Here is a 17,879-nt window from a genome sequence, read left to right as displayed (position 1 = left end):
TTTTAGTAAAGATAAAAATTTAACCTGTCCAAATCAACCCATCAAAAAGTCTATTTCACACCGTAACTAATTGATAATTAAGAAATATATTTGTTATTCTAAAAATATTAACCTAAAAAACAAAAGAAAATGACTACAACAGATTTTAACACAACCCTACTAGTAGATCAAACTCCAGCTGCAGCATTTAATGCTATAAATAATGTTCGCGGATGGTGGTCAGAAGAAATTGAAGGCAACACAGAAAATGTAAATGATATTTTTAATTACCATTTTGAAGACATTCATCGTTGTCAAATAAAATTAATAGAAGTTATCCCCAACCAAAAAGTGGTTTGGTATGTAATGGATAACTATTTTAAGTTTACCAAAGACGATACCGAGTGGAAAGACACCAAAATTATTTTTGAAATTTCCGAAAAGGATAACCAAACTCAAATTCATGTTACCCATCTGGGATTAGTTCCTGAATATGAGTGTTTTGATATCTGCCAAAATGCATGGACCAATTATATACAAAATAGCTTGCGAAGCTTGATCACCACAGGCAAAGGTCAACCCAATAGTACCGGAAAACCAAGAACTGAAGACGAAAAAAAACTTAGATCATAGTACATTAGTAAACGGTAAAAAAATAAACTTGCTTATTATATGTGTACTTATTATATTTGTACTGACAATATAATTTAATCATATAAAAAAATAAGCTCATGTGGACAAAATCGCATTCTATCGTAACAAATAAAGTAACTAAACAGCAAATGTGGAATCTCTTTGCTGATGTAAATAATTGGCATACTTGGGATACTGGAATTGAATTTGCAAAACTGGAAGGCAAGTTTGAAAAAGGAAATCATTTCATGTTTCAGCCTAAAGGTGGTCCTAAATTAAAAATTGGAATAGTTGAAGCCGTAGAAAATAAAAAATTCACCGACTTTACTAAATTCCCATTAGCAAAAATGTATGGCGAACATACATTTGAAGACACATCCAATGGACTAAAGATCACTACAACCATGAAAGTTGAAGGACTTTTAAGCTTTCTATGGGTGAAAATCGTTGCTCAGAAAATTGCTGACGCTTTACCAGCCGATATGCAAGAACAAATAAAAGCGGCCTCAAAGCTATGAATAACATAAGATATTGGATAGCAGCTGTTTCAAAAGAGCATACGATGAGAGGTGTTGCCGGTAGTTTCATGCAAGTTTGCCATGGCAAACAAGCCCCCTTAAAAAGGATGAAAAAAGGGGATTATCTACTGGTTTACTCCTCAAAAATTACAATGGAAAGAAATGAAAAGTGTCAAGCCTTTACGGCTATTGGAAAAGTAATGGATGATGACGTTTATCAATTTCAAATGACTGAAAATTTTAAACCATTCAGACGAAATATTGATTTTTTACAGTGTCAGGAAAGCCCCATTATTCCATTAATCAATGATCTTGAGTTCATTGTAAATAAAAAATCATGGGGTTATCCATTTCGTTTTGGTTTCTTGGAAATTAAAGAAAAAGATTTTAATTTGATCGCTTCAAAAATGTTTCAAAATGAAGCATTGTTCGCTAATTCCATTAAACTCATAAACGCAAATGAGCAAATCAACCGATAACACATTTAGTGTCGAAAAACCAGAAGAAAGCTCCGGTTTTTTACTATGGCAAGTAACCAATCTTTGGCAAAGAGAAATAAAAAAAGCACTAGAACAGTACGGACTGACACACTCTCAATTTGTATTATTAGCCAGTATGCATTGGCTAACTCTTCATGAACAAGAAGTAACACAAGTAATTCTGTCAAACCATACCAAAATAGATCCAATGACGACCTCAACTGTTTTGAGAACCTTACAGCAAAAAGGCTTTATCCAACGACAGGAACATTCTACAGACACAAGAGCCAAAACTGTTGCACTTACAGAAGAAGGAAAAAAAATAATTAAAAAAGCTGTAGTTACTGTTGAGAAATTCGACTCTGAATTTTTCTCGGTACTTGGCAATAAAACATCCGAGTTAAACCAAAATTTAATATCATTACTCGGACAGAAATAATAAACCAACTAAATTCCGTTAGGGACTAAACATTTTTCCATAATTTGAATATGAGAAGAATTGTTTAGTCCCTATCGTGCTAAAAATGCAGATGAAATTCTTCTTCTAATATTTATATCTAACTGCAAATTTGAATTAATAACCTGCAAATAAACCACTTATATAATATTAAAAAAATGTATCTTTAACTTACTGTTACTATTTTATGCATTTTAAAATCAAAAGAAATGAGTCTCTCAATCCAAATAGATAAAGATCTTACTAATAAACAAATCAAAATCGTTAGCAAATTCAAAGCAGCCAAAGAAGAAATTTGGAATGCCTTTACCAATCCTGAAATTACGGATAAATGGTGGGCCCCCAAGCCCTATCAAGCCTTCACGGAAAAAGTTAATTTTGAAAATGGTGGACAATGGTTGTATTATATGCTATCCCCAGAGGGTGAAAAGCAATGGTGTCTTGCCGACTTCAGCAATATTAAGCCAATGGAATCCTACGAAGTAGCTGACGCATTTTGTGATGAGAACGGAAAGATAAATACTGACTTTCCGAGAATGAATTGGAAAAATACTTTTCACGAAGAAAACGGAACTACCAAAGTAACCAATGTGATTACATTCTCCCAAGAAGAAGATATGAAGCTAATTCTTGAAATGGGTTTTGAAGAAGGGTATTCCATGGGACTGAATCAATTGAATGATTTACTAAATCAATAACAATGATAAAACTAACCTATACAATAAGCATCAATGCTACGCCTGAAAAAGTTTGGAAATCTTTATGGCAACCAGATAATTACAAAATTTGGACAAATCCCTTTTGCGAAGGCAGCTATTACAAAACTGACAGCTTTACCCAAGGCAATAAAATTCATTTGCTTACACCTAGTGGTGAAGGAATGTACAGTATTCTGGACCGTATTGATGAGAATCATTTTTTGGCTTTCAAACATTTGGGTGATATCAAAAATTTTGAGGAAATGCCCCTTAGCAACGAAGCTGGAAACTGGTCTGGAGCCATGGAAACTTACACTCTCAACAAAACCAACAGCGGAACTGAACTAATTGTAAATGTTGATACTTTGGAAAAATATATTGATTTTATGAACACTACTTTTCCCGTGGCTTTAAACGAATTGAAACGAATTTCAGAAAACTAATAGCATGACTATTAGCAATATTAACTCGTGTGAATTTGTGAAATTCGTGTTTTGATTTCTTTTGAACTGTATAACTCCTTAACCTTTAAATTTCTTTAAAATGACAACAGTAAACGTTTATCTAACCTATGAAGGTAATTGCGAAGAAGCCTTCAACTTTTACAAATCTATTTTTGGTGGAGAATTTTCATACTTAGGACGCTTCAAGGAAATGCCTCCACAAGAAGGAACATCCCCTATTACTGCGGAAGAAGGCGAAAAAATCATGCACATTTCCTTACCAATAAGTAAAGAAACAATCCTTATGGCCAGCGACACAGGCGGGGAATGGTGTGCAAAAGTTACGCAAGGCAACAATTTTTCTGTTTCTATCAACACCGATAGTCAAAAGGAAGCCGATAGGTTATTTAACGGGCTTTCGGCTGGAGGGCAAATTACCATGCCAATGGAAAAAACCTTTTGGGGTTCATACTTCGGCATGTTTACGGACAAATTTGGCATTAACTGGATGGTTAGTTTTGACGAACAGTCGAAACCTTGATAATCAGCCTGAATAAAAAACCAACAAAAAAGCCCCGAATCTTATTATTCGGGGCTTTTTGTTAGCTTCAAATTAATTTCAAGATTATCTCAACTGAGCAGTATCTACTCTTGTTGGTGTATCTTTTCCGCTTATAATGCTAGATGAACTTAATGCAATAGCCTTAATTACTGCGGTCATATTATTCATATCAAGCGTTTCTATTTGGTCACTTGCCTTATGGTAATTCGGTTCACTGTCCATTTTTGAAGTCGAAATAGTATGTGCAGGAACTCCAAGTTTAGCTAGAGTAGCATTGTCTGATCTATAAAACAATTGCTCTTGTGGATATGGATCCGGATAAAACTTAAAAGCGGTTCCTTCTAAGTTTTTCTGCAATATCTCACCCATATTCGTTTTTTCATATCCGGTAATATAAGCCGAGTTTTTACCCCATTTAGATTCGGTTCCAATCATTTCCAGATTGAACATAGCTATCACTTTATCAGGATTCATTTGTTTAGAGAAATATTTGGCTCCAAAACCTCCTAATTCTTCGGCTACAAATGTGGTAAAAATGATTGTACGCTCATTATTGTTTAGCTTTTTAAAATAATTAGCCAACATAATCACTGCTGTAGTTCCTGCCGCATCATCATTGGCACCATTATAAATAGAATCCGTTGCATTATGTGGCATTCCTTCTTCTGGAGAACCCACCCCTAGATGATCATAATGCCCCGAAAAAATCACATATTCACTAGGCTTGCTTTTTCCAGGCAAAACCCCAACCACATTATTCAATGCTTTTTTTGCAATTGTATTTTTAAGATCTATAGAAAAAGTTGTTGCCTCAGATACGCCAAATACAAATACAACTGTATTTTCCTTTGCTTCTGATGCCATTCTCTCAATATGCTTAATATTGGCCAATAAGCCATTAAAAGAATCGTCAACTAGTACCAATACGCTTTTTTTGCCATTGTAATACTCATTAAATTTTTGACCTACATTATCTCCTTTTTTTATTCTAACTACCGAAATGTCATTTTTCTCTGTTAAGGAAACTTGTGGCTGATATGAAAATGCAACTATTTTAGCTTTGTCTATTTCTTTGCCATCAATAGTAACTTTTGAAGAGACTTCTTTTGATTCGGTCATAAAAAACTCCTGTCTGTAATTAGGAGCTCCATTAAAAGTTTGTAATCCTATTTTCTTAAATTCTGATTCAATAAAGGCCGAAGCTTTATCTATCCCCGGAGTAAATGTTCTTCTGCCTTGCATATCATCTGCAGAAAGTACTTTTTCTATTCGAGTCACTTCTTTCAATTCAATGACCTTATCGATCGATTGCCCTGCGACCGCATAACTAAAACCTAAACTTAAGGCAATAAGACCTAAAACTTTTTTTTCCATATTTATATCTATTAAAACTTTATCATTTGTTTGACAAAAATCATAACACTTTGTTACACTTTGAACTCAAATTTTATTTTTTATGTCGAAATCCTAAACTATTTAAATTTTGTAAAATAAATTCATCTTCTAAAAATGATTCTTTTGTCAATTCTTCATTTATAAAAGAAGTCAATTTCGATGTATTTTGAACCACTTCTCCAATTATAATAATTGCCGGAGAAGCCATTTCATTTTCTTTTACCAACTCAGCAATAGAACTTATCGTACCAATTACTTTTTTCTCATTGCTTTTGGTTCCGTTTTGAATAATGGCTATAGGCAAATCATCGGTTCTATTATTTTGGTACAAAGCAATTATCTCATCTAATTTATGCATACCCATCAAAATAACTACTGTTGCCGAAGATTTTGAAGCCAAAACAACATCGTTGGACAATTTATGCTCAGAAGTTGTTCCGGTTATTACCCAAAAACTTTCGGAAACCTTTCTTTGAGTCAGACTGATTCCATTGGCAGTAGGCACTCCCAATGCCGATGATATACCGGGAACTATAGCGGTTTCAATACCAAATTGCTCTGCAAAATCAATTTCTTCACTTCCTCTCCCAAAAACAAATGGATCACCACCTTTTAACCGAACTACATGACCCCATTGTTTGACCATAGCAACAATAAGATCATTGATTTGATCCTGACTGTAAGCATGGCATCCTGAGCGTTTCCCGACAAATATAATCTCAGCCTGTTTGGCATACTGCAACAAATCTTCATTTACCAATGCATCATATAAGACAACATCAGCACTTTCTAGCGCTTTTATGGCTTTAAGGGTGATTAATTCTGCATCACCTGGCCCAGCTCCCACTACTGTTAGCTTTGGTTTATTAATTGGTTTCATTTCTTTAGACTTGTATTAAAATCAGTAAGCAAATAGAGTGTTTTTCATTAGTTTCTAATAAAAATTCTAACAAACTAAGCAAAACATCTTACACAAATGTAAATATTCAAAACAGAAAACAAGCCATAAATAATTCAGAATTTCTTTTATTTTGCTCTTATAAAAAAGACTCCACTTTTTGACTATCAGACAAAAAAAAGCCCAAAATCAATTGATTTCGGGCTTTTTTTATCATTGTGTTTGTCTTTGCGAGGAACGAAGCAATCTCATTAGCATTAGCAAACTAAGGAATCTTCGTGATGGATATACTAAATGAGATTGCTTCGTTCCTCGCAAGGACTTAGAGCGTATTTTTTCTTTAAGTATGAATTACTAATAGTCATACTTATTAAAAAAACTATTCTATTGGCAAAATAAGTGTAGAAGTAATAGCTTCTAAAACTTCAAAAGCAGTCTCAGCCATTTTATTTCCTTTTGTGTCTAAAAGTGGATTTACCTCAACGAATTCAACACAAACTACTTTTTTAGACTTTATAATTTGGTTGATAATATCTATAATTTCATATTGATCGAACCCTCTTGGAACCGGTGTACCTGTACCGTAAGATATCAAATCACAATCCATCGAATCTACATCAAAAGAGATATATAACATATCACAATGTGCTAAATTTACTAAAGCTTCAGAAACACAGGTTTCTAAACCTCTATAACGCACTTCATCTACTTTATAATTCTTAACATGTAATTTTTCTATTTGCTTATCCTCGGCTTTTTCAGTGTCACGAACGCCAAAATATACTAAATCTTCGCCTGAAATTTTTGCTCCTGGACATCCTATATTTTTCATTGCCTCCCAATGCTCTTGTGTTTCTGTAAACACTTCATTGATTTGACAATCTAAATTATCATCTCCCAAAGCTGCTGCCAATGGCATACCGTGAATATTCCCTGAAGGTGATGTATATGGTGAATGCAAATCGGCATGGGCATCGATCCAAATAACCCCTAAAGTCTGATCAGGATAAGCCGCTTTTATTCCGCTTATAGTTCCTAGAGCCGAAGAATGATCTCCTGACAAAACAATAGGAAAAAAACCAGCTCCGAGGTTTTTCTTTACAGAATACGAAACTCTAGTACATTGTTCTACAACATGTTCTATTCTTTTGGCAAACGAATTACGGTCTTTATCGTATATAGATTCGTTATGCGTTTTAACATCTTCAAATTCGTATTCATTAAAGTAGTCACTGTTCTGATTAATAGCAGCAATTTCTATTGCATCAATTCCCATATCGGAACCCCGTGTACCGGCACCAATATCAGATCTGTTCTTTATTAATTTTATCGAGCGTTCCATCATAATCTTATCTAAAATCATTTAGTGCTTTTTCTATAATAGTAAGACATTCTTGGATTTGAGCTTCAGTAATTACTAATGGCGGTGCCAAACGTATTTTGTTACCATGGGTTGGTTTTGCCAATAATCCATAGTCTCTGAAACGCAAGCAAATATCCCAAGCCAAATCTGAATCTTCTCCACTATTTATAACAATAGCATTCAACAAACCTTTTCCGCGTACCAAAGTGATCAATGGATTACGTTCGGCTATTTCATTAAGTCCTTTTCTCAAAAGGATTCCTAGCTTCTCGGCATTATCCGATAAATTTTCGTCTTTCACTACTTCAAGAGCTGCAATCGCCACTGCTGCTGCAACTGGATTACCCCCAAAAGTAGACCCATGCTGACCTGGTTTTATAACGTTCATAATAGCATCATTCGCTAAAACTGCCGATACTGGATATACACCTCCTGAGATTGCTTTTCCTAAAACAAGAATATCTGGTTGTACATTTTCATGATGAACTGCCAATAATTTACCAGTTCTTGCAATTCCTGTCTGAACTTCATCAGCAATGAATAAAGCATTATGTTGCTCACAAAGTGCTTTGGCTTTTGCCAAATAACCTTCGGTAGGAACGTAAACTCCGGCTTCACCTTGGATAGGCTCTACCAAAAATCCAGCAATATTTTTATTCGATTTTAATGCATTTTCTAAAGCTTCGATATCATCATAAGGGATTCTTATAAACCCTTCTGTAAAAGGACCAAAACTTTTACGTGCCGTTTCATCATTAGAGAATGATATAATAGTGGTTGTTCTTCCATGAAAATTATTCTCACAAACAATTATCTGTGCTTGGTTTTCTGGAGTTCCTTTTACTTCATAAGCCCATTTTCTACATAATTTCAAAGCAGTTTCTACCGCTTCGGCACCTGTATTCATAGGCAACACTTTATCAAAACCAAAATATTTGGTTACGTATTCCTCATAAACTCCTAACTGGCTGTTATGAAACGCTCGTGAAGTCAATGTCATTGTTTGTGCTTGTTTTACCATAGCACCAATAATTTTCGGGTGGCAATGCCCTTGATTTACGGCTGAATACGCAGATAGGAAATCAAAATATTTTTTTCCATCTACATCCCAAACATATACTCCTTCTCCTCTATCTAATACAACAGGTAGCGGATGGTAATTATGGGCTCCGTATTTGTTTTCTTTTTCAATTAAAGCTTCCGATTTAGAAGAAAGTTTTTCTGTTGTATGTGTCATAATGAGATACTTTTAAATATTTACTTAACAAAAGTAATGAAAATTTCTATTTAAATGCATAAATACACATTTTTTGACTTAATATTAACCACTTTTTAATAATAATTAATTTATTACAACTAAAAAAAGTCATTATTTAAATTTTATCACTAGATATAATTTATACATTTAAACATAAATAAAAAAGAATTACTTTTATAACTTCAAAAAAAAGTGATTTTAACTTAAATAGACCTAAAAATGGAAATATTAGATGAATTCGATATTAATATAATTAAGGAATTAGAGAAAGACGGTAGAATGGCTTTTTCTGCAATTGCGACTAATCTTAAAATATCCAATACAATGGTGCACCAACGCATCAATCGCTTAATTGAACAAGGAATTATAACTGGAATTAAACCTACTCTAAACGAAAAAAAGATTGGGTATGACTGGGCTGCTTTTACTGGAATTACACTAAAAAAAGACCATGATTCCGAAAGAGTTATTGAAGCTTTGAAGAATATCCCTGAAATTACTGAATGCTATTTTATTACGGGTCAATACACTCTTTATATCAAAATGATTGCTAAAGATCATGCGCACATGCGAAAACTTCTTTATGAACAAATTGACAATATACCCGGCATAGCAAAAACCGATTCTTTAATAGAACTGGGTTGTGCTTTTAAACGGAATGTTACTCTTTAATTCAAAAATTGTATTCAGGCAATAGCCATTAGGCAAAGGGCAAAAGTGAAAAGTAAAAAGGCATTAGCCAAAAGTCAAAAGACTTAAAGGGAAAAAGTATTGAAAGTTGGTTTCTTTCCCAAAAAAAATCAAATAAAAACACCTTTTTCATCTGAACCAAGAACACTATTCTTTACTGTGCATATATGTTTTTCACTTTTCACTTTTTACTTTTTACTTTTTACTTTTTACTTTTTACTTTTTACTTTTTACTTTTTACTTTTTACTTTTTACTTTTAACTAATTACCAATGGCTGAATAGTTACCAATGGCTGAATAGTTACCAAAAAACTTAATATCTCAAAATATGCACAATCACAAAAGCTATTTACAATTAGGAATTCTTTTTATCTGTATTAGTTTTAATGTGTTTGCTCAAAATACAGATTCTAAAGAAATTAACCGACTTAAAAAGTTGGCACAAGAGGTTACAATTATCCGAGACAATTGGGGAATTGCTCACGTTTACGGCAAAACTGATGCTGATGCTGTTTTCGGAATGTTGTACGCTCAATGCGAAGATGATTTCAATCGTATTGAGATGAATTATATTGAAAAACTAGGTCGTCTTTCGGAAGTTAAGGGGCAATCTTTTCTCTATAATGATCTTGAAATACGTCTTTTGATTGATGCTAATGAAGCAAAAGCGGATTACAAAAAAGCTGATCCTTGGCTGAAAAAATTACTGAATAGTTATGCCGATGCGATCAACTTCTATTTATACAATCATCCCGAAATAAAACCGGCCTTGTTAACCCGTTTCGAACCTTGGTTTCCCTTACTTTGGACTGATGGAAGCATTGGTGCCATCAGTACGGCCGATCTCACGAATGCCGAACTGAAAGCCTTTTATGGAAATAATGATAAATATACTTATGTAGAAAGAAAAAAAGATGTTCAAACCGGTTCTAATGGGTTTGCGTTAGCTCCTTCTAAAACGGCCTCTGGTAATGCCATCCTTTATATCAACCCGCACACATCATTTTATTTCAGACCCGAAATCCAAGTAACTAGCCAAGAAGGTTTGAATGTCTATGGAGCCGTAACTTGGGGACAGTTTTTTATTTATCAAGGCTTTAATGCTAATTGTGGCTGGATGCATACTTCATCACAAGTTGATGTTGCTGATACCTATGCCGAGAAAATAATCACCCAGAACAAAAAACTGTTTTACGAGTATGATAAAAAATTACTACCCGTAATCGAAAAAGCAATTACCATCAATTATCTGGAAAACGGAAAATTAATCCCTAAAACATTCAAAACTTATTTTACCAATCACGGTCCTATCATGGCCAAAAGAGACGAAAAATGGATCAGCCTAAAATCTAATAACCGCTCGATGAATAGTTTGGTGCAAAGCTGGATCAGAACCAAGTCTAAAGGGTTTGAGGATTATAAAAAAGCAATGGATTTGAAGGCCAACACTTCAAACAATACCGTCTTTGCGGATAACAAAGGTAACATTGCCTATTGGCACGGAAATTTTATTCCTATTCGAGATAAAAGCCTCAATAGTGCAAAGACAATGGACGGAACAACATCTACCACACAGTGGAGAGGATTACACGATGTTTCCGAAACCGTACATGTATACAACCCAACCAACGGATGGTTACAAAACTGCAATTCTTCACCCTATAGTGTCGCTGGAGCCAATAGTCCCAAAAAAGAAAATTACCCGTCCTACATGGCACCCGATGATGAAAATTTCAGGGCTATAAATGCCGTTCGACTTTTAAGCAAAGGAGATAAACATACTTTAGACAAAATAATTTCAGACGGATACGACACAAAACTATCTTTTTTTGAAGTCTTAATCCCTACTCTCGTGGCTCGTTTTGAAGAAAATATAAAACCCGAAAACCCATTATACAATGACTTAGCAGAGCCTATAGCAGTATTAAAAAAATGGGATTATTATTCTAATGAAAATTCAGTAGCCACAACATTGGCAATTGAATGGGGAGTTAAATTATATCCAGACATTCAGAAAGCGGCTATCATCAATGAAGATATAGATCAGGTAGAAAATATAAAAAACTTCGCTAAAAATGCCAATGCCGATCAATTACTACCAAAATTGCAATTGGTAGTTAATGAATTGAAAACCAAATTTGGTACTTGGCAGATTCCATGGGGAGAAATTAATCGTTACCAAAGATCTTCTGGCGACATAAATCTTGTTTACAACGATGCCTTAGAAAGTTTACCAATTGGGTACGCATCATCACTATGGGGTTGCCTACCTGCCTATTCAAGCAATTATCAAAAAAACACAAAAAAAAGATATGGGTATAGTGGTAATAGCTTTGTATGTGCGGTGGAATTTGGTGATAAAATAAAAGCCAAATCATTACTTGCCGGTGGGAATAGCGGTGATCCGAAATCAAAACATTTTATGGATCAAGCTGAGATGTACGAAAAGGGACAATTCAAGGATGTACTTTTTTACAAAGATGATGTTCAAAAAAATGCAGAACGCACTTATCATCCTGGGGAATAATACCAAGATTAGTTTCTGACTTCAAAACAAAGCCAATAGACTCAAAAAGAAGTTATTAACAAATTAATTCATACCATTATTATTCAGATATTTGTATAAAAAAGAAATACTATGAAAAATCTAAACTGCATATTTTTAGGATTAATAATGTATTCCGGATATTCATTTGCCCAATTACAACCTGTGCAATACAAAGATGGAGCGCAAATTTTGAATGGTTTTAAAATAGCTCCTGCAAATAAAAGTGTCGAGAAACCGGGAATCTTGATTCTTCCCGCTTGGAGAGGTATTGACAAACTTTCTAAAGACACCGCTGATAAACTTTCAAAATTGGGCTATTATGCCTTTATAGCCGATATTTATGGCGAAGGAAATTACCCAAAAGACAATAATGAAGCAGGCAATAAAGCTGGTTTTTACAAAAAAAACTTCGAAGCCTATCAAAAACGAATTAACTTGGCCTTGCAGCAATTAATTGCAGCTGGTGCCAATCCAAATAATATTGTAGTTATTGGTTATTGTTTTGGAGGCACAGGAGCACTAGAAGCTGCTCGTGGACATTTAAAAGTAAAAGGAGCTGTTTCATTTCACGGAGGTTTAGCCAAAGACCATTCGCGACCAACAGAGCCTATTACTGCCAAAGTTTTAGTATGTCACGGAGCGGATGATCCGTATGAATCTACAGAAGAGGTTTTGGCTTTTCAAAAAGAAATGCGTGATACAAAAGCCGATTGGCAAATGATTTATTATGCCAATGCGGTTCATTCCTTTACCAATCCAGAATCTGGAGATGACAATTCAAAAGGAGCTGCTTATAATGAAAAAGCGGCAAAACGTTCCTTTGAGCACTTGAAACTATTCTTGAATGAAGTTTTGAAAAAATAATGACTAAAACTTAGTCCCTTTTTATTGTTAAAAATAATTTTTGTAAAAGTGTAACTTCTAGTTAGTTTTACAACTAATATCCAAAAGAATTAAAGCAACATCTTTTTGTTGTTTTAATTCTCTTTCATTTTAAAAAGCCTTTATGTCAAAACATTCTATTCGAGAAGATAAAACCTGTTTAAATTGCCATTATGTAGTTTCACAACGATTTTGCCCCAATTGCGGTCAGGAAAATATTGAAACCCGTCAATCGTTCAAGCATTTGTTTACCCACTTTTTTGAAGATTTTACACATTATGACAATGCTTTCTGGAAAACCATAAAGTATTTACTCTTTAAACCTTCAAAACTTACTACCGAATATTTATCTGGAAAAAGACTCAATTTTGTTCCACCAGTTAGACTGTATCTTTTTATAAGTTTTATTACCTTTTTAATTCCAAGTCTTCTCCCTGAAACCGATAAAGAAATCAGTGATGAGAAAAAATTTGAGATTAAAGACGAAAAAAATGAAGCATTAAAAGACAGCAATAATGTCAAAACATTTTCCGTTTTGGGAACCCAAAACTATAGCTCTATTCATGAAATGGATTCTATTCAGAATGCATTACCCAAGGAGCAACGCATGGGAGCCATTCAACATTGGCTTGTCAAAAATGCAATAACATTAAACCAAAAGAAAACCAAAGAAGAAATAAAAGAAAAATTTGGTGAATCATTACTTCATAATTTACCAAAAGCAATATTCCTTTATTTACCAATTTTTGGGTTTTGGTTATGGATTTTTCAAGACAAAAAAAGATGGCTTTTTTTCGACCACAGTATATTTACCTTGCATTATATCGGTTTTTTACTTCTCACATTTACCATATACTCTATAATAGACTATGGTATTTCGCTCATTCCAAACACCAATATATCCGAGAGTATTTCTATACTCTTTTCATTTGCAACAAGTATTTGGGCATTTCTGTATTTTTACAAAGCACATCAAAAAATGTATGGAGAAACCCGTTTAGTATCTATCACAAAAAGTACACTTTTGTTTGTAATTAACTGTGTTTTTATCGCATTAATCTTGTGTTTATTGGCTTTGTATACATTATTTCATCTATCATAATAAAAAATCACTAATTTTACCTTCTAACATCTTTAAACAAATTAATAATCCATGAAAAAATTCATAATTCTTTTGGCGCTAACCGGTAGCTTTTCATGTTTTGCCCAAATGGAAAGTGTTAATAACACTGACCCCACAAAATTCATGAGTACCATTACGGCAGATCAGCTAAAAACCAAACTCTATATTGTTGCCTCAGATAAAATGGAAGGTCGCGATACTGGATCAAAAGGTCAAAAAAAAGCAGGTAAATATCTTATCAGTCAATATAAAAAAAGCGGTATTTCTTTTCCTAAAGGAGCTAAAGATTATTACCAACCAATTCCAGCAGCTTATTTAAATGCCAGACGTAACGAAAACTTACCTGATTCTGAAAATATTTGGGCCTATATTGAAGGTTCTGAAAAACCAAATGAGGTTCTTGTTATTTCTGCACATTACGATCATGTTGGGGTCAAAAATGGTGAAATATATAATGGTGCCGATGATGATGGATCTGGTACTGTAGCGGTACTACAAATTGCTCAAGCTTTTCAGAAAGCAAAAAAAGAAGGTCACGGACCTAAACGCTCTATATTGTTTCTTCATGTAACAGGCGAAGAGCATGGTTTGCACGGTTCTAGATTCTACTCAGAAAACCCATTATTCCCGATCGCTAACACCATTGCTGATATTAATATTGATATGATTGGTCGTCGTGATGTAGAACATTCTAATACCAATAATTATGTTTATGTGATAGGTGCTGATAGACTTTCAACCGATTTACACAACATAACTGTTACAGAAAACAATAAATACACTCATTTAGATTTGGACTTCAAATTCAACGACCCGAAAGATCCAAACCATTTTTATGAGCGTTCTGATCACTATAATTTTGCTAAGAACGGTATTCCAGCAGTATTCCTCTTTAATGGTGTTCATGAAGATTATCATCAAAAATCGGATGAGCCAAACAAAATCGAATATGATGCTTTGGCAAAAAGAGCCCAACTAGCCTTTGTCATTGCTTGGGATTTAGCCAACAGAACTGAAAGACCAGTAGTTGACAAACCAATAAAATAAACATCTAATAAAAAAAGGAGCTTCGAAGAAATTTGATGTTCCTTTTTTTTTTTTGATCTATATCCGTTTTCGAAACTTGACAATGCTTTGAATTGAATATAAACAAATAACTGGAGAAAGATTACTCGATACGCTTTTTCTGTTATTTACAACATAGAAACAATAACGACTCTATTACACGATAATGACAAAAAATCATAATTCAAATCCAAGTCCAGATAACGCTTATATATTCGAGCATTTTTTCGAGCTATCAGCTGATTTGTTATGCATAGCAGGTTTTGATGGTTTTTTCAAAAAAATAAACCCGGCTGTTTCTAAACTATTGGGATATACCAATGAAGAATTGTTTTCAAAACCCATTAATGATTTTATTTATATAGATGACCGCGATTTTACTTCAAAAGTTCGAGGTGAATTGACCAAAAATAAACCATTACTAAATTTCGAAAATCGATATGTAACAAAGAGCGGAGAGATTGTATGGCTCTCCTGGACTTCTATGCCAATTGTTAGCGAAAAACTAATTTATGCCATTGCCAAAAACATCACGCATACCAAGAAACTAGAAGAAGAGCGAAATTTGCTTCTTACTAAATTCACAAAAATCAATAAAGACCTCAAGAAATTAAGTTATACCAGTTCCCATGATTTGAGATCTCCGGTAAACAATTTACTTTCTATTTTCAGTCTTTTGGATTTTTCAAAAATCGATGATGATGAAACATTAGAGTTTATTAAAATGCTCAAATCAACCAGCGAAAGTTTAAAACAGACTTTAAATGATTATATAGACATTTTGACTCTTAAGAATAACGCAATTATCGAAGTTGAAGAATTAGACTTGAATGAATCCTTAAAAGCTGTAACGCGTTCCATAGGTTCTTTGATTCAAAATTCTAAAGTCAACATTCATGTTAACTTTTCCCAATTAGAAAAAATTAATTTCAATAAAGCGTACTTAGAAAGTATATTCCTGAATTTAATGACCAATTCAATTAAGTATGCCAAGCCTGATTGTTCTCCTATTATTTCTATTTCTTCCAGAAATAACAACGGAATAGACCAATTGATTTTTTCGGACAACGGCATCGGATTCGATATGAATCTTGTAAAGGACAAAGTTTTTGGTTTGCACCAAAAGTTCCATAACCATATTGACAGCAAAGGAATCGGGCTTTATTTAGTAAACAATCATATTACCAGTTTAGGCGGTAAAATTGAAGTAGAAAGCAAAATTAACGAAGGAACTACATTTATCATATCCTTTAAAAAAAATTAAACAAAACAAAGGATCAACCATAAAAAAACAAACCCCGAAACTTTCGCTTCGGGGTTTTGCCGTTCTAGTCTATATTCCAAAACTGAATACTTCCTTTTAGATCTACCGATACAAGCTGGTTTTCATCTTTAGATACTTTTAATCTATTTACAGTTGCCTTATGGTCGTCTGTTAATGATTTTAAAAGTTCGCCGGTTTCTTTATTCCAAACTCTGATGGAACGATCAATACTTGCTGTGTAAATTTTATTTTTCGCAAATCTAGCCGTCGTAAGTTGCATACTATATGGTTCTTCATAAACTTTATTGTAATCTTCCGAATTATGAGTAATCCAGTTAGGATGTTTGACTTGAAATTCCGTTTTACCACTTGTACTATTGTATTTAGTGCATTCATTATAATTTACAAAAAGAAAATTCCCTTCTCTGTCTATATCGGTCAATTTCTTTAATTCAACTGGAATCTCCTTTTGTATAGTACTATTGTTCATATCCCAATAAATTACTTTTTTGGGACTGACAATTGTGGCTACGTTTTGCCCATCGACTTTTACAATAGTTCCTTTTGGGAAATTAGTTGGAAATATAAATTCCTGATAACCTTTAGCCACATCCCATATATATTGATTTCCTTTCTGATCCTGAGTAACTAGATAATTGAAATTATCAGAAAAGAAAACCGAAATGGACCAAGTGGTTTTTAGAGACAAGCTTTTTATGACTTTTCCATTTTTCTCATTGATCAAAAGGATTCCGCTTTCTAAGGTTGCAGCCGCAATTTCTTTTCTTTTGGGATGATAGGCCAATGAATAAACCTCATCATCAATTTTTGCAATTGCAATTTCCTTTGGGTTACCATTTATTCTTTTTGAAATTCTCCCGCTAAATGTAGAAACAAGCACTGTATCTTTAACCCCCATATAAGTCACATCTGTATACGATACTGGATTTATATTGGTTAGTTTCGGGATAAAAATATTTTGACTTTTACTACTCAGGATACCCAAAAACAAAAAGAATACTAAAAGAGTTTTACTATTTCTCATCTCCATTTAATTTTATTTTTTTATCATTTTTCTTCAGGGTTACACTTGCATCTTCATCGTTGGCAGATAATGTTATCCCATTTTTTCGATTGTTGTTATTTACCATTATTGTTGCTGCACCTTGTGGTTCCGATAGAAATAATAATTGCATATTGCTTTTAGAATCTAAAGTCAAAAAAGCATTTCCTAAATTATCATCTGTAACATAACCTCCTCTTTCCTGTCCTTCAGCATCATACAGCATAACTCCAGAAACACCACTTTTCCCTCTGGAATTTGCTCTGCTGCCATAACCACTCAAATTAGGTTCAGGCAAATGCGAACCAACTATAACTCTCTCAATACCAAGAGAATCAACCACAACAATCCCTCTCACTTTTATGATTTTGTCCTGAAAATCAATCGTTGTTGAAGAATCTTTGCTAGTAAAAGAAAAAAGATAAAAGCTAAATGCTAATAAATTACAAATGCTCAAGGCATAGAAAATTTTTGATTTCATTTAATTAGATGTTTTTAAGTTTATATTAAGACGATTTACCGTAATAAATGTTACAAATTAACAATTTAATATTTACGCTC

At 33.6% G+C, this 17,879-nt stretch carries 19 protein-coding genes; 13 read left to right on the top strand and 6 right to left on the bottom strand.

Annotation, left to right across the window (positions count from 1 at the left end):
- Positions 1 to 129: 129 nt before the first annotated feature.
- The 7 genes from OZP08_RS11155 to OZP08_RS11125 all read left to right on the top strand — a co-directional run bounded on the left by OZP08_RS11155 (position 130) and on the right by OZP08_RS11125 (position 3,748).
- Entirely contained in the window at positions 130 to 612 is a 483-nt protein-coding gene (locus OZP08_RS11155) for an SRPBCC family protein (RefSeq protein ID WP_281321849.1), read from the top strand.
- 98 nt (positions 613 to 710) lie between these two features.
- The gene (locus tag OZP08_RS11150) at positions 711 to 1,130 is read left to right on the top strand and encodes an SRPBCC family protein (protein WP_268846169.1); all 420 of its coding nucleotides are present in this window, start codon (positions 711 to 713) and stop codon (positions 1,128 to 1,130) included.
- The gene (locus OZP08_RS11145) at positions 1,127 to 1,609 is read left to right on the top strand and encodes an EVE domain-containing protein (RefSeq protein ID WP_268846168.1); all 483 of its coding nucleotides are present in this window, start codon (positions 1,127 to 1,129) and stop codon (positions 1,607 to 1,609) included. Before OZP08_RS11150 ends, OZP08_RS11145 begins: the two co-directional genes overlap by 4 nt.
- Positions 1,590 to 2,048 (top strand): MarR family winged helix-turn-helix transcriptional regulator, encoded by a 459-nt coding sequence (locus OZP08_RS11140; RefSeq protein ID WP_281321848.1) that lies wholly within the window; start codon positions 1,590 to 1,592, stop codon positions 2,046 to 2,048. The genes OZP08_RS11145 and OZP08_RS11140 overlap by 20 nt, the downstream gene beginning before the upstream one ends.
- Positions 2,049 to 2,275: 227 nt before the next feature.
- Positions 2,276 to 2,764 carry an SRPBCC family protein gene (locus OZP08_RS11135; protein ID WP_268846166.1) on the top strand — a complete coding sequence of 163 codons (489 nt, stop codon included), beginning with the start codon at positions 2,276 to 2,278 and terminating at the stop codon, positions 2,762 to 2,764.
- A 2-nt stretch (positions 2,765 to 2,766) separates the two neighbouring features.
- Complete coding sequence (locus tag OZP08_RS11130; RefSeq protein WP_268846165.1) at positions 2,767 to 3,207, top strand: SRPBCC family protein; 441 nt, start codon at positions 2,767 to 2,769, stop codon at positions 3,205 to 3,207.
- A gap of 100 nt (positions 3,208 to 3,307) precedes the next feature.
- The gene (locus OZP08_RS11125) at positions 3,308 to 3,748 is read left to right on the top strand and encodes a VOC family protein (protein ID WP_268846164.1); all 441 of its coding nucleotides are present in this window, start codon (positions 3,308 to 3,310) and stop codon (positions 3,746 to 3,748) included.
- Positions 3,749 to 3,832: 84 nt separating this feature from the next.
- On the opposite strand, the gene OZP08_RS11120 is transcribed toward OZP08_RS11125, so the two are convergent.
- The 4 genes from OZP08_RS11120 to rocD form a co-directional block, all read right to left on the bottom strand.
- Complete coding sequence (locus OZP08_RS11120; protein ID WP_281321847.1) at positions 3,833 to 5,143, bottom strand: M20/M25/M40 family metallo-hydrolase; 1,311 nt, start codon at positions 5,141 to 5,143, stop codon at positions 3,833 to 3,835.
- A 73-nt stretch (positions 5,144 to 5,216) separates the two neighbouring features.
- The gene (gene cobA, locus OZP08_RS11115) at positions 5,217 to 6,044 is read right to left on the bottom strand and encodes a uroporphyrinogen-III C-methyltransferase (RefSeq protein WP_268846162.1); all 828 of its coding nucleotides are present in this window, start codon (positions 6,042 to 6,044) and stop codon (positions 5,217 to 5,219) included.
- Positions 6,045 to 6,441: 397 nt separating this feature from the next.
- Positions 6,442 to 7,425: an arginase gene (locus OZP08_RS11110; protein WP_281321846.1), complete on the bottom strand. Its 984-nt coding sequence runs from the start codon at positions 7,423 to 7,425 to the stop codon at positions 6,442 to 6,444.
- Complete coding sequence (gene rocD, locus OZP08_RS11105) at positions 7,412 to 8,662, bottom strand: ornithine--oxo-acid transaminase (protein ID WP_268846159.1); 1,251 nt, start codon at positions 8,660 to 8,662, stop codon at positions 7,412 to 7,414. The genes OZP08_RS11110 and rocD overlap by 14 nt, the downstream gene beginning before the upstream one ends.
- Before the next feature lie 240 nt (positions 8,663 to 8,902).
- Between rocD and OZP08_RS11100 the strand changes: the two genes are divergently transcribed.
- The 6 genes from OZP08_RS11100 to OZP08_RS11075 all read left to right on the top strand — a co-directional run bounded on the left by OZP08_RS11100 (position 8,903) and on the right by OZP08_RS11075 (position 16,255).
- Entirely contained in the window at positions 8,903 to 9,355 is a 453-nt protein-coding gene (locus tag OZP08_RS11100; protein WP_268846158.1) for an Lrp/AsnC family transcriptional regulator, read from the top strand.
- A 346-nt stretch (positions 9,356 to 9,701) separates the two neighbouring features.
- Positions 9,702 to 11,900 carry a penicillin acylase family protein gene (locus OZP08_RS11095; RefSeq protein ID WP_281321845.1) on the top strand — a complete coding sequence of 733 codons (2,199 nt, stop codon included), beginning with the start codon at positions 9,702 to 9,704 and terminating at the stop codon, positions 11,898 to 11,900.
- A gap of 111 nt (positions 11,901 to 12,011) precedes the next feature.
- The gene (locus OZP08_RS11090) at positions 12,012 to 12,785 is read left to right on the top strand and encodes a dienelactone hydrolase family protein (protein WP_268846155.1); all 774 of its coding nucleotides are present in this window, start codon (positions 12,012 to 12,014) and stop codon (positions 12,783 to 12,785) included.
- Between the two features lie 142 nt (positions 12,786 to 12,927).
- Complete coding sequence (locus OZP08_RS11085) at positions 12,928 to 13,905, top strand: DUF3667 domain-containing protein (RefSeq protein ID WP_268846154.1); 978 nt, start codon at positions 12,928 to 12,930, stop codon at positions 13,903 to 13,905.
- Between the two features lie 51 nt (positions 13,906 to 13,956).
- On the top strand, positions 13,957 to 14,973 hold the full coding sequence (locus OZP08_RS11080) for a M28 family metallopeptidase (RefSeq protein ID WP_281321844.1): 1,017 nt from the start codon (positions 13,957 to 13,959) through the stop codon (positions 14,971 to 14,973).
- Positions 14,974 to 15,157: 184 nt separating this feature from the next.
- Positions 15,158 to 16,255 carry a PAS domain-containing sensor histidine kinase gene (locus tag OZP08_RS11075; RefSeq protein ID WP_281321843.1) on the top strand — a complete coding sequence of 366 codons (1,098 nt, stop codon included), beginning with the start codon at positions 15,158 to 15,160 and terminating at the stop codon, positions 16,253 to 16,255.
- 64 nt (positions 16,256 to 16,319) lie between these two features.
- Here the strand turns inward: OZP08_RS11075 and OZP08_RS11070 are convergent, their stop codons facing one another.
- Positions 16,320 to 17,300 carry a WD40 repeat domain-containing protein gene (locus OZP08_RS11070; protein WP_281321842.1) on the bottom strand — a complete coding sequence of 327 codons (981 nt, stop codon included), beginning with the start codon at positions 17,298 to 17,300 and terminating at the stop codon, positions 16,320 to 16,322.
- Positions 17,290 to 17,799 carry a hypothetical protein gene (locus tag OZP08_RS11065; protein ID WP_281321841.1) on the bottom strand — a complete coding sequence of 170 codons (510 nt, stop codon included), beginning with the start codon at positions 17,797 to 17,799 and terminating at the stop codon, positions 17,290 to 17,292. The genes OZP08_RS11070 and OZP08_RS11065 overlap by 11 nt, the downstream gene beginning before the upstream one ends.
- Positions 17,800 to 17,879 lie beyond the last annotated feature (80 nt).

Origin of the sequence: Flavobacterium aestivum, assembly GCF_026870175.2 — a bacterium.
In the GTDB taxonomy this organism is placed as follows: Bacteria; Bacteroidota; Bacteroidia; order Flavobacteriales; family Flavobacteriaceae; genus Flavobacterium; species Flavobacterium aestivum.
The sequence above is the reverse complement of the archived record's forward strand: the minus strand, read 5'-3'. Positions and strand labels throughout refer to the sequence as shown.

Excerpts from the sequence above, each read along its gene's own strand:
- OZP08_RS11155 (WP_281321849.1), top strand. The coding sequence starts at position 130 with ATGACTACAACAGATTTTAACACAACCCTACTAGTAGATCAAACTCCA.
- OZP08_RS11150 (WP_268846169.1), top strand. The coding sequence starts at position 711 with ATGTGGACAAAATCGCATTCTATCGTAACAAATAAAGTAACTAAACAG.
- OZP08_RS11145 (WP_268846168.1), top strand. The coding sequence starts at position 1,127 with ATGAATAACATAAGATATTGGATAGCAGCTGTTTCAAAAGAGCATACG.
- OZP08_RS11140 (WP_281321848.1), top strand. The coding sequence starts at position 1,590 with ATGAGCAAATCAACCGATAACACATTTAGTGTCGAAAAACCAGAAGAA.
- OZP08_RS11135 (WP_268846166.1), top strand. The coding sequence starts at position 2,276 with ATGAGTCTCTCAATCCAAATAGATAAAGATCTTACTAATAAACAAATC.
- OZP08_RS11130 (WP_268846165.1), top strand. The coding sequence starts at position 2,767 with ATGATAAAACTAACCTATACAATAAGCATCAATGCTACGCCTGAAAAA.
- OZP08_RS11125 (WP_268846164.1), top strand. The coding sequence starts at position 3,308 with ATGACAACAGTAAACGTTTATCTAACCTATGAAGGTAATTGCGAAGAA.
- OZP08_RS11120 (WP_281321847.1), bottom strand. The coding sequence starts at position 5,143 with ATGGAAAAAAAAGTTTTAGGTCTTATTGCCTTAAGTTTAGGTTTTAGT.
- cobA (WP_268846162.1), bottom strand. The coding sequence starts at position 6,044 with ATGAAACCAATTAATAAACCAAAGCTAACAGTAGTGGGAGCTGGGCCA.
- OZP08_RS11110 (WP_281321846.1), bottom strand. The coding sequence starts at position 7,425 with ATGATTTTAGATAAGATTATGATGGAACGCTCGATAAAATTAATAAAG.
- rocD (WP_268846159.1), bottom strand. The coding sequence starts at position 8,662 with ATGACACATACAACAGAAAAACTTTCTTCTAAATCGGAAGCTTTAATT.
- OZP08_RS11100 (WP_268846158.1), top strand. The coding sequence starts at position 8,903 with ATGGAAATATTAGATGAATTCGATATTAATATAATTAAGGAATTAGAG.
- OZP08_RS11095 (WP_281321845.1), top strand. The coding sequence starts at position 9,702 with ATGCACAATCACAAAAGCTATTTACAATTAGGAATTCTTTTTATCTGT.
- OZP08_RS11090 (WP_268846155.1), top strand. The coding sequence starts at position 12,012 with ATGAAAAATCTAAACTGCATATTTTTAGGATTAATAATGTATTCCGGA.
- OZP08_RS11085 (WP_268846154.1), top strand. The coding sequence starts at position 12,928 with ATGTCAAAACATTCTATTCGAGAAGATAAAACCTGTTTAAATTGCCAT.
- OZP08_RS11080 (WP_281321844.1), top strand. The coding sequence starts at position 13,957 with ATGAAAAAATTCATAATTCTTTTGGCGCTAACCGGTAGCTTTTCATGT.
- OZP08_RS11075 (WP_281321843.1), top strand. The coding sequence starts at position 15,158 with ATGACAAAAAATCATAATTCAAATCCAAGTCCAGATAACGCTTATATA.
- OZP08_RS11070 (WP_281321842.1), bottom strand. The coding sequence starts at position 17,300 with ATGAGAAATAGTAAAACTCTTTTAGTATTCTTTTTGTTTTTGGGTATC.
- OZP08_RS11065 (WP_281321841.1), bottom strand. The coding sequence starts at position 17,799 with ATGAAATCAAAAATTTTCTATGCCTTGAGCATTTGTAATTTATTAGCA.